Source organism: Scandinavium goeteborgense (assembly GCF_003935895.2).
GTDB lineage: Bacteria > Pseudomonadota > Gammaproteobacteria > Enterobacterales > Enterobacteriaceae > Scandinavium > Scandinavium goeteborgense.
In genome coordinates this window covers 1,485,208-1,500,971 of sequence record NZ_CP054058.1, presented here as the reverse complement: position 1 = coordinate 1,500,971, position 15,764 = coordinate 1,485,208, and the positions used below count along the sequence as shown (strand labels likewise).

Annotated in this window: 16 protein-coding genes and 2 pseudogenes; 6 read left to right on the top strand and 12 right to left on the bottom strand. The window is 55.6% G+C overall.

Going from position 1 to position 15,764, the window contains the following annotated elements:
- Positions 1-15: 15 nt before the first annotated feature.
- Positions 16-357: a DHCW motif cupin fold protein gene (locus A8O29_RS07890; protein ID WP_125354269.1), complete on the bottom strand. Its 342-nt coding sequence runs from the start codon at positions 355-357 to the stop codon at positions 16-18.
- A gap of 287 nt (positions 358-644) precedes the next feature.
- Between A8O29_RS07890 and A8O29_RS07885 the strand changes: the two genes are divergently transcribed.
- Positions 645-920, top strand: coding sequence for a hypothetical protein (locus A8O29_RS07885; RefSeq protein ID WP_125354270.1), 276 nt, complete (start codon positions 645-647; stop codon positions 918-920).
- A 102-nt stretch (positions 921-1,022) separates the two neighbouring features.
- On the opposite strand, the gene A8O29_RS07880 is transcribed toward A8O29_RS07885, so the two are convergent.
- From A8O29_RS07880 to A8O29_RS22715, 3 genes and pseudogenes are all read right to left on the bottom strand, one after another.
- Positions 1,023-1,241, bottom strand: a complete 219-nt coding sequence (locus A8O29_RS07880; RefSeq protein WP_125354271.1) for a DUF7661 family protein — start codon at positions 1,239-1,241, stop codon at positions 1,023-1,025.
- A gap of 184 nt (positions 1,242-1,425) precedes the next feature.
- Positions 1,426-1,779, bottom strand: coding sequence for an antibiotic biosynthesis monooxygenase family protein (locus A8O29_RS07875; protein ID WP_125354272.1), 354 nt, complete (start codon positions 1,777-1,779; stop codon positions 1,426-1,428).
- A 150-nt stretch (positions 1,780-1,929) separates the two neighbouring features.
- A pseudogene (locus A8O29_RS22715) lies at positions 1,930-2,025 on the bottom strand (GNAT family N-acetyltransferase); the annotation flags it as partial.
- A 191-nt stretch (positions 2,026-2,216) separates the two neighbouring features.
- Between A8O29_RS22715 and A8O29_RS07870 the strand changes: the two are divergent.
- Both A8O29_RS07870 and yegS read left to right on the top strand, forming a co-directional pair.
- On the top strand, positions 2,217-2,645 hold the full coding sequence (locus tag A8O29_RS07870; protein ID WP_125354273.1) for a hypothetical protein: 429 nt from the start codon (positions 2,217-2,219) through the stop codon (positions 2,643-2,645).
- Positions 2,646-2,850: 205 nt separating this feature from the next.
- Entirely contained in the window at positions 2,851-3,750 is a 900-nt protein-coding gene (gene yegS, locus A8O29_RS07865) for a lipid kinase YegS (RefSeq protein ID WP_125354274.1), read from the top strand.
- Positions 3,751-3,772: 22 nt separating this feature from the next.
- On the opposite strand, the gene A8O29_RS07860 is transcribed toward yegS, so the two are convergent.
- From A8O29_RS07860 to fbaB, 7 genes are all read right to left on the bottom strand, one after another.
- On the bottom strand, positions 3,773-4,546 hold the full coding sequence (locus A8O29_RS07860; protein ID WP_125354340.1) for an ABC transporter ATP-binding protein: 774 nt from the start codon (positions 4,544-4,546) through the stop codon (positions 3,773-3,775).
- Positions 4,547-4,567: 21 nt separating this feature from the next.
- A complete protein-coding gene (locus tag A8O29_RS07855; protein ID WP_125354275.1) occupies positions 4,568-5,434 on the bottom strand; it encodes an ABC transporter ATP-binding protein in 867 nt (288 codons plus the stop codon).
- The gene (locus A8O29_RS07850) at positions 5,406-6,311 is read right to left on the bottom strand and encodes an ABC transporter permease (RefSeq protein ID WP_125354276.1); all 906 of its coding nucleotides are present in this window, start codon (positions 6,309-6,311) and stop codon (positions 5,406-5,408) included. Before A8O29_RS07850 ends, A8O29_RS07855 begins: the two co-directional genes overlap by 29 nt.
- Positions 6,308-7,345 (bottom strand): ABC transporter permease, encoded by a 1,038-nt coding sequence (locus tag A8O29_RS07845; protein WP_125354277.1) that lies wholly within the window; start codon positions 7,343-7,345, stop codon positions 6,308-6,310. Before A8O29_RS07845 ends, A8O29_RS07850 begins: the two co-directional genes overlap by 4 nt.
- Positions 7,342-8,973: an ABC transporter substrate-binding protein gene (locus A8O29_RS07840; RefSeq protein ID WP_125354278.1), complete on the bottom strand. Its 1,632-nt coding sequence runs from the start codon at positions 8,971-8,973 to the stop codon at positions 7,342-7,344. The genes A8O29_RS07845 and A8O29_RS07840 overlap by 4 nt, the downstream gene beginning before the upstream one ends.
- A gap of 77 nt (positions 8,974-9,050) precedes the next feature.
- Positions 9,051-10,205: a mandelate racemase family protein gene (locus A8O29_RS07835; RefSeq protein WP_125354279.1), complete on the bottom strand. Its 1,155-nt coding sequence runs from the start codon at positions 10,203-10,205 to the stop codon at positions 9,051-9,053.
- 223 nt (positions 10,206-10,428) lie between these two features.
- Positions 10,429-11,478 (bottom strand): class I fructose-bisphosphate aldolase, encoded by a 1,050-nt coding sequence (gene fbaB, locus A8O29_RS07830; protein WP_110509497.1) that lies wholly within the window; start codon positions 11,476-11,478, stop codon positions 10,429-10,431.
- 248 nt (positions 11,479-11,726) lie between these two features.
- Here fbaB and A8O29_RS07825 point away from each other — a divergent pair, with 248 nt between their 5' ends.
- The 3 genes and pseudogenes from A8O29_RS07825 to A8O29_RS07815 all read left to right on the top strand — a co-directional run bounded on the left by A8O29_RS07825 (position 11,727) and on the right by A8O29_RS07815 (position 15,017).
- Complete coding sequence (locus A8O29_RS07825) at positions 11,727-13,010, top strand: nucleoside permease (RefSeq protein WP_125354280.1); 1,284 nt, start codon at positions 11,727-11,729, stop codon at positions 13,008-13,010.
- Positions 13,007-14,014 carry an ADP-ribosylglycohydrolase family protein gene (locus A8O29_RS07820; protein WP_125354281.1) on the top strand — a complete coding sequence of 336 codons (1,008 nt, stop codon included), beginning with the start codon at positions 13,007-13,009 and terminating at the stop codon, positions 14,012-14,014. The genes A8O29_RS07825 and A8O29_RS07820 overlap by 4 nt, the downstream gene beginning before the upstream one ends.
- A pseudogene (locus A8O29_RS07815) lies at positions 14,008-15,017 on the top strand (PfkB family carbohydrate kinase). Before A8O29_RS07820 ends, A8O29_RS07815 begins: the two are co-directional and overlap by 7 nt.
- Here A8O29_RS07815 and A8O29_RS07810 read toward each other — a convergent pair.
- The gene (locus A8O29_RS07810; protein ID WP_125354282.1) at positions 14,991-15,737 is read right to left on the bottom strand and encodes a GntR family transcriptional regulator; all 747 of its coding nucleotides are present in this window, start codon (positions 15,735-15,737) and stop codon (positions 14,991-14,993) included. The pseudogene A8O29_RS07815 and the gene A8O29_RS07810 overlap by 27 nt on opposite strands.
- Between the last annotated feature and the right edge of the window lie 27 nt (positions 15,738-15,764).

The following is a 15,764-nucleotide window of genomic DNA, read 5'->3' as shown; positions in this document are numbered from 1 at the left end:
CGGCCCAACATCAAATCAATCCACAATAAAAAGTTTTGCGCCTGTCGTCGTTCTGGACTGATGCGGCTCCGCGTTATCGCCCACCTGATAACTCATCCCCGCCGCTAATGTGAATTTACGGCCATCTTCGAGCAGCGTTTCGAGTTCTCCCTCCATGCAGAACAGGACATGGCCTTTTTGGCACCAGTGGTCTGCAAGGTAACCCGGGGTATATTCAACCATTCGCACCCGGATTTGATTCGGCTTCTGACCAAAAAGCTGCGTACGCCAGTAAGCCATGCCGGTTTCCCCTGGATGTTCTGTTTTTTCAACTTCACTCCAGTTGGTCGTGCCAAAAGCAAACGCCTCGATGTTCATGTTATGGCCCTTTGTTATTAAGTAAGAACTCTTGAGATCTGACTAGAGCGAATTAACATATGGAAAAATAACTTTTACATCAACAGATTGATTTTCATTTGTGGGAATGAAGTTGAGCAGGGTTCGCTAAGGCAGAGTTTTTGCCCTAGACATGCCTGCTTTGTGCCGGGTGCGGACATAGCTGAAAGAACAATCGGTTGGCCTTGAAGGGACATTCAGTGTCTGTGTACAAAATAAAGCCTGAGGGTCTATATTACCTTACTGACTTCTTCCATAGGGATGAGCAAATGCCTGATTACCATTTTTATAAAAAAAATAAGAAAATCGTTGCGCTGGAAACATCAGAAGAGGACGAGGCTTTTCATTTAATGAATCAGGGATATGAAAAACAATTTGAAGAAGTTAGCTCGAATAACAGAGAAACCGCACTTACCCGCCTGGCTGATATTAGAAGGAATAATCGGATAGATCACCATAACTTCTTAGCCGGTGCTGGCGCAATGCCACTTATCGGTGTTCTGACGGCAGTTGCCGTTTTCCTTTTACGGAAAAAGCAGCCATAGCATTGATATTGCCCTCTTTGCGCACATAGCCGAAGTCCTTGCACCCAGGCCTGTCCTTTTCGTGCCAAAAGCGGACTTAAAGTAATGCTATCCATTAAATCCTTATTCGATGCGTTCCACATTTGGATGACGCTCGGTTGCGGCTTCATGGAAAATGTCACCCAGCCAGCCGGCAATCTCGCCTTCTGTCATATCGTCTGGTACAGCGATGTCATAGAGTCGAGAAAACTTTCTCTCCGTCAGGTCAGCACGAAATACCAGCCACTGTTCATTCTTACGTTGAACGCCAATATGCCGCCCAAAAACGTTATATATCAACATATGCAATCTCCAATCATGCTAATGAGTCCCTGCATCTATGATATATACGTCGGAGCAGGCCAGCGAGTAAATCGTGCATATATGAAAGGCCAGCGTCCGCTCCTCGCTCACAGCGGACCTTAAACTCAGTAAACCGATCTGCTATGCACCAAGAGCGGGCTCCTCAGACTTTCGGAGGCAACGTTCAGGCTTCTTCGCCACGGCGATAGGACAACGGATAATTCGCAAGCGGGTGGGAAAGGTTCATATTATGCGAGCCTTCAATCTCAGCAATCACTGTCTGATAACCGACAATCCAACGATCGCTCTCGGATTTGGCTCTGGCATGAGCAAAATGAGTAATCAGACTTTCCATCGCCGTTCGGCTCTGCCAGTAATAGTTATTAATGATTCGCCCACTTGCGGCATCGGTATAACTTTCCATCCCTATGAAGCCCGGAATTTTGGTCGCGTAAGCTTCTATTTCCTGGTCCAGGACATAAAAGTCATTGTCATATTCTTTCTTCTCAAAAATAAAACTGCTTAAAAATAGAGACATTTTCCACCCACGCATATGCTATCAATATAAGCATCATAATATCGCACTCAGTATATATAGATGTAATAAAGAGTGAACATTCATCATGTTACACGTCATGAACTGCTTCTGCTTCGGCAGCCATCTTTCAACTTGCCCTCTGCTTTTTTGTCAGTCCGCCGTTTTCCCATTGAGGTAAATATCAGGCCGGGTAATGGTCCACGCATAATTTTCACGATTCACGGGTTCATAGCCGAGCTTTTCATAATGCCTGTACTGACCACAAGCCGGATTCCTGAACTCCGGATACACACTTGTCGGCCATCACTAGCCGAAGTATTGTCGCCCGGCATCTGCAAAATCAGGTGCCTGGATTAGCCTCCTGAATGAACTCACCGACGACACAATGGCGCATTAGCGTCTTTGAATATTTCACCTGGCGTAGTGGAGTTCAACCTATGACAACCCTCCTTTCCCCTGACAGCGATTTACTGACCTTCCCTTTTACCGCTGCAACGGATTTTACCGATCTGGCCGACTGCTGTGACCGTTTCGCTGAAACCCTGATGGAATGCAACGACGACGTGTACAAAATGGCGCTGTTAGGTCGACTCAGCGCCTGTCTGGCATTGCTCGGCCCGACGTTGCACGACCCCATTCCGCCGCATCTGATTGCGCGTTTTACCGTCGAGACGCTGCCAGAAACACAACAATTTTTCGAACCCGATGCACAGGCGCTGTGCGACTATTGCCAGTCGCTGACGCAGATGCTGTGCCAGCAGTCGTTATTGCCAGAAATGGAAAGAACGTTGCGCGGGTTGTTGTGTGAGTTGGTGTGGATGTTCGCGGGAGATTTGAAGGCGCCGCGCTGGTCAGCCTCGCATTAAAGACGAAATGCCCGGTGGCGCTACGCTGACCGGGCCTACAACATACCCAAACCCTCTTTCGTAGGCCTGCTAAGCGCAGCGCCAGCAGGCAGTGTTTAACCGGCAAAAGAATGCGGATTTACCCACGTAATTCAGCCTGGTCTCATGCACAAGTCCAGTTCATAAGGTACACTTTTTATCATGTTGAATAATTTGGATAAAACGGATGACTGACTTTCCACCCAGCGTGTTGATCTTAAATGGCAAAGGAGCCGGAAACCCGGAGTTGCGTGAAGCCATCACGCAGTTGCGCGACGAAGGCGTGGAAATCCATGTGCGCGTGACCTGGGAGAAAGGCGATGCGGCGCGCTATCTGGACGAAGCCTGCGAGTTAGGCGTGGCGACGGTCATCGCGGGCGGTGGCGACGGCACCATTAATGAAGTCGCGACCGCAATTATCCATTGCCAACACAGCCACATTCCTGTGCTGGGCCTTCTGCCACTCGGTACCGCCAACGATTTTGCCACCAGCGTCGGCGTGCCCGACGATCTGAGCAAAGCCCTGAAGCTGGCGATCGCGGGAAACGCGAAAGAAATTGATATCGCCAAGGTCAACGATAAAACCTGCTTTATCAACATGGCGACCGGCGGGTTTGGCACGCGCATCACCAGCGAAACGCCGGAAAAGCTGAAAGCCGCGCTCGGCGGCGTGTCGTATCTGATCCACGGCCTGATGCGCATGGACACCCTGAAAGCCGACCGCTGTGAAATTCGTGGCGAAGGTTTTTACTGGCAGGGCGACGCGCTGGTGATTGGCATCGGCAACGGACGTCAGGCCGGTGGTGGGCAGCAGCTTTGCCCGGAAGCGTTAATCAACGACGGTCTGCTGCACCTGCGTATATTCACCGGCGAGGAACTGCTGCCCGCGCTGTTCTCTACCCTCTCGCCTCCGGAGGAAAACCCGAACCTGATTGACGGCGTGTCGTCGTGGTTTGAAATCACCGCGCCGCACGACATCACCTTTAATCTCGACGGAGAACCGAAAACGGGCCGCGAGTTCCGGATTGAAATTTTGCCACACGCGCTGGAATGTCGTCTGCCGCCAAACTGCCCGCTACTGGGTTAACAACAGCGGGCGAGTTTTAGCGTCAGAACTTGGCCACTTGCTGTGCCATTTCACGGCTGTACTGACGGCTGGCGTTGACCAACATTTGTGTATAGGGAACCTGCGCGGCACCGCTGATTAAATCATCGGTGCTGAGCGATTCCAGAATACGCCCGTGTTGCATCACGCCAACGCGGTGGCAGAGGTGCGCGATCACCCCCAAATCATGCGTCACCATTAAGTAGGTGAGATTCGATTCCTGCTGCAAATCTGCCAGCAGGTTGAGAATTTCCGCCTGCACCGAAACATCCAGCGCGGAAGTTGGTTCATCGAGCAGCAGCACCTGCGGCTCGAGCACTAACGCGCGCGCAATGGCCACGCGCTGGCGCTGCCCGCCGGAAAGCTGGTGCGGATATCGACTGCGAAATGCACGGTTTAACCCGACTTTATCGAGCATCATATTGATGCGCCGATCGCGGTCGGTGTAGCCCTGAATTTGCAGCGGTTCTTCCAGAATATCGCCGATGGTATGGCGCGGATGCAAAGAACCATACGGATCCTGAAACACCATTTGCACCATCCGGCAACGCTCGCGGCTGATTTTGCGCTCAAGCTCGGTGCCGTCGATCGACAACGTTCCCTGCCAGTGCGTGAACAACCCGGCGAGGCATTTCAGCACCGTGGTTTTCCCGGAACCGGACTCCCCCACCAGACCGAAAATCTCGCCTTGGCCGACGTTAACGTTCACATCAAACAGCACCTGGTTGGTTTTCGTCCCTTCGCCAAAGGTTAAATTGAGCTGGCTGACTGAAATCATGGATGACATGCGTTGCTCCTTTTATTCGGTTAGCCAACTGGGCTGGCGTTGCAGCACCGGCAGATGCGCGCGGGGTTGGTCCATATCCGGCAAGGCGCTAATCAACCCCCGGGTATAGGGGTGCTTCGCGTTATCAAGATCTTTAGCGGCAATGGATTCCACCACGCGCCCGGCGTACATCACCAGCACACGGTCGCAGAAACTGCGCACCAGGTTGATGTCGTGGCTGATAAAAATGAGCCCCAGACCGCGCGACTGCACCAAGTCATCCAGCAGCGCCAGCACCTGCAAACGCACTGAAACATCAAGTGCGGAAGTCGGTTCATCGGCAATGACCATTTCCGGATCGGTAATCAGCATCATGGCAATCATAATGCGCTGGCCCTGGCCGCCGGACACTTCGTGCGGATAGAGGTGATAGATGCGCTCCGGCTGGCGAATGCGCACCACGTCGAGCATCTCCAGCACTTTCTGTTTGGCCTCTTTATGGCCGACACGATGATGCGTCAGCCAGGCTTCAGCAATTTGGTCGCCCACACACATCACCGGGTTCAGCGAATATTTCGGGTCCTGCATGATCATTGAAATACGCTTGCCGCGCACATTTCGCATTTGAGCGTCCGTGGCGCGGAGCAAATCTATGTCGCCAAACTGCATCAGGTCGGCGGTGATGTGTGCCTTTTTCGGGTGAAGCTGCAACAGCGCGCGCCCGACGGTGGATTTACCGGAACCCGATTCGCCCACTATCGCCAGCTTTTCACGTCCGAGCTGGAAGGAAACGCCGCGCACCACATGGGTTTGCTGGCGACCGTTTACAAACGTGACGTTCAGGTCGCGTACATCGAGCAGATGCGGCGCGTTATTCGCTGCGAGGATCGAGGATGTCACGTAGGCCATCTCCCAAGAAGTTGAATGCCAGACTGTTGATTAAAATCGCCAGCCCCGGAATCGTTACTACCCACCAACACTCCATCATGTAGGTGCGTCCGCTGGAGATCATCGCCCCCCACTCCGGCTCTGGCGGCTGTGCGCCAAGGCCTAAGAAGCCCAAACCGGCGGCGGTCAGAATGATGCCCGCCATGTTCATGGTGATACGAATAATCACCGAGGGCATGCACAGCGGGACGATGTGACGCCATAACACACGTACTGGAGATGCCCCTTGCAGACGCACCGCAGAGATAAAATCGGTCTGGCGCAACGAGAGCGTTTCCGCCCGCGCCAGGCGTGCAATCGGCGGCCAGGCAGTGAGCGTAATCGCAATCACGACGTGTTCAAGGCCGGGGCCGAGTGCCGCCACAAACGCCAACGCCAGCACCAGGCTTGGGAACGAGATGAAAATATCGGTGATGCGCATCAGCACCATGTCGACTTTACCGCCGAAATATCCAGCGGCGACGCCAAGCAGCAGGCCCAGCGGGCCTACCGTGACCGACACCAGCAGCACGATGTAGAGCGTGATGCGCGAGCCATAAACCAGTCGGCTGAAAATATCCCGACCAAATTCGTCGGTGCCAAACCAGTGCGTGGCGTTTGGGGCAGTCAGCGCGCGGTTGAGATCCTGCACCAGCGGGTTATAGGGCGCTATCCACGGGGCAAAGAGGGCCACCATCAGCAGTAAAAAGACGATACCGCCGCCAATCGCCGTCAGCGGATTGCGCGCCATTTTTCCGATAAACCCCACCGCCCGCAGCCCGGCGCGTTTCACGCGTAGCGAACGCTCGTCGGCGGCAGTAAGTTGGGGCGTTCCAAAGGAAACCGTCATGATTTTGTCCTCGGATCAAAGAGTTGGTAGAGCATGTCGGACAGCAGGTTTAGCAACACGAAAATCACGCCAACCACCAGCACGCAGCCCATCACCGCATTCATGTCGCCGAGCAGCAAACTGCCGGTGAGATACGACCCAAACCCAGGCCATGAGAACACGGTCTCTATCAACACCGCGCCTTCGAGCAGCGAACCGTAGGCCAGCGCGACCACCGTCAGCAACTGCACCAAAATATTACGGAACGCGTGATTCCAGATAACCTGGCGCTCGGTCAGCCCTTTCACCCGCGCGGTGATAATGAATTCCTGCGAAAGTTGCGCCAGCATAAAGCTGCGGGTCATTCGGCTGATGTATGCCAGCGAATGAAAGCCGAGCAGTGAGGCTGGCAGAATCAGGTGGTTCAGCGCGTTAAAAAACACGGCGCTGTTACCCGCCAGAAGCGCATCCACCAGCAGCAAACCGCTGCGGCGCGGCACCACGCCATCCAGCCCTAAATCAATGCGCCCAGCACCGCCGACCCAACCAAGCCAGGCGTAAAACAGCAGCAGCCCCATCATTCCGACCCAGAAAATCGGCGTTGAATAACCGGCCAGGCTGATGATGCGCACCCCGTAATCCACCACGCTGTTACGGCGAGCCGCGGCCCACACGCCAAGCGGGATCCCTAAACCCGCGCCGACGATAATCGCCACCGTCGCCAGTTCGAGCGTTGCCGGGAACACACGCAGAATGTCGTCCACGACCGGTTTCCCGGTCAGCAGCGCGTTGCCTAAATCGCCATGTAACAGCCCGCCGAGGTAAATCCAGAACTGTGTTGCCAGCGATTGATCAAAGCCGAGCTGGTGGTAAACCTGCTGATAAGTGCTTTGATCGGCATCCGGGCCGACAATCGCCAGCACCGGGTCGATGGGCATCACGCGACCAATAAAGAACGTCAGCAGCAGCAAGCCAAAAAGGGTAACCAACACCTGGCTTACACGTTTTGAGAATCGCCGGGCGCGGCCACCTGGCGCTAACAGAATCATGCTCATCCCTTGTTCTCCCCGTGTTCAGCGGGCGTTTTATAGACGTCACGCAGGAAAGTGGTGGCAGACGGATGCGGTTGATAATTCTGCACGTCGTTGCGCACCACCACCGAGTCCACCATTTGCGAAAGCGGCAGCAACGCCGGGATCAGCTGGTCATAACGCGTCTGAATGGCCTGATATTCCTCACGCTGTTTTGCCGGGTCGCGTTCGACCAGCGCCTTGTCGATTTGCTGATTAATCTGCTTGTCGTAGAAGCCAGTGCGCCAGCCCTGGAAGTTGGTCAAACGCGCCGCGTCGCTGTTATCCGGGTTATAGACCAGCGAGCGCAGACTGGAATGCGGATGCGGTTCCACGCCGCTGCCGCCGCGCCCAACCAACATGTCGAATTTACGCTCGCGCATTGCGCCGTAAATCTGGTTACCGGTTCCGGTCACAATTTTGGCGTTGATTCCCGCCTGCATCAGCGTGGACTGCACCGCAATCGCAATATTCAGGAACGGCTGATCGGCCAGCACGCGTAAGGTGGTATCGAAACCCTGCGGATAGCCCGCTTCGGCGAGCAACGCCTTAGCGCGTGGGATATCCAGCGCGTAGCCTGGGTCTGGCAGCGTGGCAGGCATTCCAGACTGGATGGGGCGCTGGTGCAGCACGCCATAGCCCGCCATCAGCGCTTTGTTGATACCTTGATAATCAATGAGATAACGCACGGCTTCACGCACTTTGGGGTTGGCGAAATGTGGCTCCTTCATGCTCATGGCGACGTAATAAATAGTGCCTTTTTTCACCGCATCGACCGTCATATTGGGGTCTTTGCGCAGCGCATTCACATCCGAGACGGCCATATTGCTGGCGATATCCAGGTCGCCTTTCGCAATCATCAGACGTAAGGTTTGCGATTCCTGAAAATGACGGAACACTACGCGGGACAGTTTTGGCTCGCCGCGCCAGTAATCAGGATTACGCTTCATGCGCAGCACGTCTTTTGCCTGCCACTCTTCAAGACTAAACGGGCCGGAACCCGCTTCGTGGGTGGTCAGCCAACGGTTGCCCCAGTCGTCATTTTGCACATGCTTCTCAACCGTTTTTCTGTCGAGCACGACCACGCTGCCCAAGGCCGCCAGCGAGTAAATCACCAACTGGGGGTCGTTGGCTTTCGGCAACGAGATTTCTACCGTTGAGGCGTCCAGCGCTTTCACCTGCTCATCAACGTTGGTTTTGCTGAAACCGTAGGATTTCCACACCGACGCCTGCGCGAGATTCAGATGCAACACCCGGCGCATCGACCACACCACATCGTCGGCGGTAAGCGGATTGCCAGAGTGGAATCGCACCCCCTCTTGCAGATGGAAAGTCAGGCGATTGCCGTGATCCGAGATCTCCCAGGATTTCGCCAGCGCCGGGCGCACGTGAGTGAGTTTTAGCGGGTCCAGTTCCACCAGCGAGTCATAGAGGTTTACCACCAGCCCAACCACTTCGTTACCGGTCATCGCAGCCGGGTCGAGGGTCAGCAGGTTGTTCATATTCATGCCGATAATCAGCTGGTCAGGTGGCGTTTTCGCCCCCGCCGAGCCGCTGCCGAACATGAACAAGAGCGTGAGCAGGCACGCGCCAAGTCGGGAGCTTCGATTCATGATAGATACCGTTTTGTAGGGTAGAGATTACCCAGGCGCCATTAGCCCGGGCTTATAATTTTTACGGCGGGTACAGGTTAATCCCGGCTAACGGTGTTCATCTCGATATAGTCAAAATTAATGTCTTCGCCCAGACCCGGACGCTGTGGCAGATGCACGAAACCGTCGGCATCCATCGGATCAACGATGCTGTTCAGGTAGGCTGCTGGCTCATCATATTCAAGGAACGGGTGCAGCAAACCGCGTTCATACCAGCGGCAGTTACGAATTGCGCCGACGGCCGCCAGGCTTGCCGCCCCGTTGCCGTGGATTTCACAATCCATACCGAACGATTCTGCCAGCGCCGCCACTTTCATGGTTGGCGAAATTCCGCCGACGCCATTCGCCCCGGCACGCAGAATGTCGCAGGCACCCGCTTTCGCCCAATCAGCCCGGCTGTGATGCTTGCCGCCGAGGCTTTCGGGGCCAACAACATCAATCGATAAGTTCTCAGAAAGCCAGACGTAGGACGCCATGCTTTCTTCTTCCATCGGCTCTTCGAACCACGCAAAGTTGAGTTTTTCCAGCGCTTTACCGATGTACAGCGCCTGGCTGCGGCTATACCAGTGGTAGCCATCAAGCATTAAATCGATGTCAGGGCCGACGGCTTCACGCACCGCGGCGCAGGCTTTGACGTCCATTTTTGGGTCTGGAGCGAACGCCACAGGGGGCATCCAGGTATGGAGTTTTATCGCTTTGTAGCCGCGCGCCACCAGTTTTTCAGCGAACTGGCCGAATTCATCTGGCGTGGATAATCCGCCTTCCAGTTCATCACCGCACATGGTGCTGCCATAAGCCGGAACTTTGTCGCGAAAGCCGCCAAGTAGCTTGTAGACCGGCACTTTCAGTTTGCGGCCAATCAAATCCCACAGCGCTTGTTCAACAAACGACAGCGCACGTTCAGTCAGCTGATGAGCGCTGCCACGTTGCCAATGCACCAGGTCTTGCCAGATCCGCTCACGGTTAAACGGATCTTGCCCAACCAGAACTTTGCGGAAGAAAGCATTCACCACATACGGGCGCACCACTTCGGGTGGCGCGAAAGCGTAGCCGCAATCCCCTTCGTCGGTGGTGAGGGTCAGCATGGCCATTTTTGCGAGGCTCTCAGCGCCGGGATGAGAGTGCCCTGCACTATCAGAGACTCGGCGGGTTGGGTACGTAAAAACGGTGACGTTTACAGATTCTATTTTCACGACTGTTATTTTCCTTTTGTGAATTTAAAACAGCGTTTCAACAGATACTGTATGTGTAAAAAATCACCGTCGCCTCGTCAAAAGGGGCCTAAATAGCCATGATTTTTTGGACATCTGCACAGAGTGATGTGACATTTTTCACAAAATGTTATGGAGTTGTGACGGGGGTATCAGAGGGAAATTCGAAATCAGGGGCCTCACAGAGAGAGGCCCGTTTAATTGATCAGGCAATCGTCACTTTCTCGTCAAGATAGACATCCTGCACCGAGTTAATCAACTTCACGCCATCGGCCATCGATTTCTTGAAGGCTTTACGGCCGAGGATCAGCCCCATCCCACCCGCGCGTTTGTTGATGACCGCGGTACGAACGGCGTCGACCTGGTCGTTATCGCCCGCCGCGCCACCAGAGTTGATCAGGCCCGCGCGCCCCATATAGCAGTTCGCCAGCTGGTAACGCACCAGATCGATGGGGTTGTCAGTGGTGAGTTTGCTGTATACGCGTTCGTCGGTATAGCCGAAATTCACCGCTTTGTAGCCGCCGTTATTTTCCGCCATTTTCTGCTTCACGATATCCGCACCGATGGTGGCCGCCAGATGGTTGGCCTGGCCGGTTAAATCCGCAGAAACGTGGTAATCCACGCCGTCTTTTTTGAAGCCCGAATTACGCAGATATGCCCACAGCACGGTCACCATGCCGAGTTCATGCGCGCGTTCGAAGGCCGCAGAAATTTCTTCAATCTGTCGACGCGACTCTTCTGACCCGAAATAAATGGTCGCCCCCACCGCCACCGCGCCCATGTTGAACGCCTGCTCGACGCTGGCATACAGCGTCTGATCGAAGGTATTCGGGTAGCTCAACGTCTCGTTGTGATTTAGCTTCACGAGGAAAGGAATACGGTGCGCGTAACGGCGCGACACACTCGCCAGCACGCCATAGGTCGAGGCCACACAGTTACAGCCCGCTTCAATCGCCAGCTCAACAATGTTTTTAGGGTCAAAATAGAGCGGATTTGCCGCAAACGATGCACCCGCAGAGTGCTCAACGCCCTGGTCTACCGGTAAAATAGAGAGATAGCCGGTGCCCGCCAGACGCCCGGTGTTGTACAGGGTTTGCATGTTTCGCAGTACGGCTGGGGGACGGTTATTGTCAATCATCACGCGATCGACATAATCGGAACCGGGAAGGTGAAGCTGCCCGGACGGAATGGTCATACAACGATGCTGTAAAAGGCTGTCGGCGTCTTTGCCAAGCAACTGCGCAATATCAGTCATAGCGATAACTCCCGTAAGTGCCAGCCAGGCTGGCAATGAATGTCCTGTGCCTGTTTTTCAGGCAACACTAAGCCTGGTCTCCTGAAGCTGATTTTTCCAGCCCATTCGTGCTTTTAAGCACATTCCGCTGGCTCGATTCAGGTGCGGAAAAGTGTTAAGTCGCTCAAGGAATCACCTCAAAGGTATTTAAAAGGTATTATCAAATGGTAGTGTGCAGGCGTACCTTACCTGTCATGAAGGATTTAAAGATGAAAACTACAGTTAAGCTGTCGTTCATGATGTTCGTGGAGTGGTTTATCTGGGGCGCGTGGTTTGTGCCGCTGTGGCTATGGCTGAGCAAAAACGGCTTTAGCGCCGGAGAAATCGGCTGGTCCTACGCCTGTACCGCTATCGCTGCGATCCTCTCGCCTATTCTCGTCGGCTCGCTAACCGACCGCTTCTTCCCGGCGCAGAAAGTGCTGGCGGTGCTGATGTTCGTCGGGGCGATTTTGATGTACTTCGCCGCGCAGCAAACGACCTTCAGCGGCTTCTTCCCGCTGCTGCTGGCGTACTCGCTGACCTATATGCCGACCATCGCCCTGACCAACAGCATCGCGTTTTCACACGTGCCGGACGTCGAACGCGACTTCCCGCGCATTCGCGTGATGGGCACCGTCGGCTGGATCGCCTCCGGCCTGGTGTGCGGTTTCCTGCCGCAGTTGATGGGCTATAACGACATTTCCCCAACCAGCATTCCCTTGCTGATTACTGCCGCCAGCTCCGCGCTGCTGGGCGTGTTCGCGCTGTTCCTGCCGGATACACCGCCGAAAAGCACCGGCAAAATGAGCCTGAAAGTGATGCTCGGATTAGACGCGCTGGTGCTGCTGCGCGACAAAAACTTCCTCGTCTTTTTCTTCTGCTCGTTCCTGTTCGCGATGCCGCTGGCGTTCTACTACATCTTCGCCAACGGCTATCTGACCGAAGTCGGGATGCACAACGCCACCGGCTGGATGACCCTCGGCCAGTTCTCCGAAATCTTCTTTATGCTGGCGCTACCGTTCTTCATTAAACGCTTTGGTATTAAAAAGGTATTATTACTGGGTCTGGTGACGGCGGCCATTCGCTACGGCTTTTTCGTCTACGGCGGCGCAGAACAATACTTTACCTACGGCCTGCTTTTCCTCGGCATTCTGCTACACGGCGTGAGCTACGATTTTTACTACGTCACCGCGTATATCTACGTCGACAAAAAATCCCCGGTTCACATGCGCACTGCGGCCCAGGGCTTGATTACCCTTTGCTGTCAAGGCTTTGGCAGCCTGCTCGGCTACCGTCTCGGCGGCGTAATGATGGAAAAAATGTTCGCCTACAAAACACCCGTCAATGGGTTGACCTTTAACTGGGCAGGCATGTGGACCTTCGGCGCAATCATGATCGCGGTGATTGCCGTGCTGTTTATGCTGTTCTTCCGCGAATCGGACAAAGACATTACCGCCATCCACGTCGACAACGACGAACGCGACATGGCGATGACACATGAGGAAGTGAAATGAAATACCAACGAATTCTCGGGGCTCTGTACGGCCAGGCGTTAGGCGATGCGATGGGGATGCCCTCAGAACTGTGGCCCCGCTCCCGCGTGAAAGCGCACTTCGGCTGGATCGACCGTTTTCTCGATGGCCCGGCAGAGAACAACGCCGCCTGTTATTTCAAACGCGCGGAGTTTACCGACGACACCTCGATGGCGCTGTGCCTGGCGGATGCGCTGATCGAATGCGACGGCGCGATCGTGCCGGACGTGATTGGCCGCCACATTCTGACATGGGCGGAAGGCTTCGATGCCTTCAACAAAAATGTGCTCGGCCCGACGTCAAAAATCGCACTGAACGCCATTCGTGACGGCAAACCGGTGAGCGAACTGGAAAACAACGGCGTGACCAACGGCGCGGCGATGCGCGTTTCACCGCTTGGCTGCGTGTTACCGACCGCCTGCCTCGACACCTTTATCGATGACATTGCGCTGGCCTCAAGCCCGACGCATAAATCCGATTTGGCAATGGCTGGCGCAGTGGTGATCGGCTGGGCCGTTTCTCGCGCCGTGGACGGGGAAAGCTGGCAAAATATTGTTGATGCCCTGCCCGCCGTCGCCCGTCAGGCGCAGGAAAAACGCGTCACGACCTTTAACGCGTCACTGGCGATGCGTATCGAACTGGCGCTGAAAACCGTTCGTGAAGCGCACGGCGTGGAATCGGCCAGCGAGCAGCTTTATCAGCGGGTCGGCGCGGGCACCAGCACCCTTGAATCAGTCGCCTGCGCGGTGGCGATGGTCGAACTGGCGCAGACGGACCCGAACCGCTGCGCCATTTTATGCGCCAACCTCGGCGGCGACACCGATACCATCGGCGCAATGGCGACGGCGATTTGCGGCGCGCTGCACGGCATTGACGGCATCGACCCGGCGCTAAAACAGGAACTCGACGCCGTGAATCAGCTGGACTTTGGCCGCTACGCCACTTCCCTGCTGGGCTATCGTCAACGGCGGGAGGAATCATGCTGAGCGCACCACTGAGCCAGCTTCTCCAACAACGTCCGGTGACGGTCATCGGTTCGGCGGTGATTGACGTCATCGCCGACGCCTACGCCCTGCCGTGGCGCGGCTGCGATATCGAATTACAACAGCAAAGCGTCAATATTGGCGGCTGCGCGCTGAACGTCGCCGTGGCGCTTAAGCGTCTGGGCATTAACGCCTGCAACGCCCTGCCGCTCGGCCAGGGCGTGTGGGCCGACATCGTGCGCAACAACCTTACCCGCCAGGGCATCAGCAGCATTATCGACACCGACCAAGGCGACAACGGCTGGTGCCTGGCGCTGGTCGAGCCGGACGGCGAACGGACGTTTATGTCGTTCACCGGAGTGGAAAACGCCTGGAATGACGACTGGCTGGCGCGCCTGCCGCGTGACGCCAACGGGCTGGTGTATCTTTCCGGTTATCAGCTCACCGCGCCCTGCGCTGAGTTGCTGATTAATTGGCTGGAATCGATGCCCGGCGTAACAGCGCTGATTGATTTCGGGCCGCGCATTGCCGATGTGCCCGAAGCGCTGTTCGCGCGGATCATGGCCTGTCAGCCAATTATTACGCTCAACCGTCAGGAAGCGGAGATTGTCGCCGAACAACAGCAACTGCCGAAAGACATCAACGAATTAGGCAAAGCCTGGCTTGCGCGCTGGAATGCGCCTTTGATTGTGCGTCAGGATAAAGATGGGGCGTGGTATTTCAGTGCTGAGGCATGCGGGCAGGCGAAAGCGTTTCCAACGACGGTGGTCGACACCATCGGCGCGGGCGACAGCCATGCGGGCGGCGTGCTGGCGGGGTTATCCGCGGGCTGGTCACTGGCCGACGCTGTGACGCTCGGCAATGCGGTGGCGTCGTGGGTAGTCAGCCACCGCGGCGGCGTCGTGGGTAGTCAGCCACCGCGGCGGCGTCGTGGGTAGTCAGCCACCGCGGCGGCGACTGCGCGCCCACGCGCGAGGAATTACTCCTCGCACACAAACACGTATAAATCGCTGCGGCAGTAGCTGATGCTGTACTCAATCGGCCGCTGCTGCTGATCCAGCGCCACCTGTTTGATCACCAGCACCGGGATTTTGTCATCCATTTTGATGTGCGACTGAAACTCAGCGTCCGGCATCCGGGCGCTGACTCGCGAGCGGGTCCGCTGCGGGAAAATATGCTGGCTGCGGAAGTAGTCATACAGTGAAATCCCGATATCGTCAGCGTCTGCAATCAGGTGCGACGGCACCCACGACTCTTCAATCGACACCGCTTCTTCGTCCACATAACGAATGCGCTTGAGCAAAAACACTTCGCTTTTCGGTGCCAGCGCCAGCTGTTCGGCCACCTCCGGCGGGCATTCGACGACCCGTTTGTTGACCCACAACGTGTCCGGCTTTTTGCCACGCAGCACTACCTGCTGGGAAAACCCCCGCGCCTCTTTCAGCGAGTATTCAAAGATGTTGTTGATTTGCGTCCCGTAGCCGCGGGCGCGCGTCACCACGCCTTCGTCTTCCAGCGTTTGCATCGCCTTTCGCACGGTAATGCGCGATACGCCGGTCAACTGGCTGAGGTCGCGTTCGCCGGGCAGAATATTGCCATGCTCAAGCCAACCGCTACGCACCGCGTTCTTCACCGTTTCGGCAAATTTCAGGTACAGCGGCATGTTATCGGTGGCGGCGATACGCTCATTCAGTTGGGCGAGAAGCCGGGTATGCGCTTGTTCCATCTCTGATTTTCCTGACAGACCGTTTCA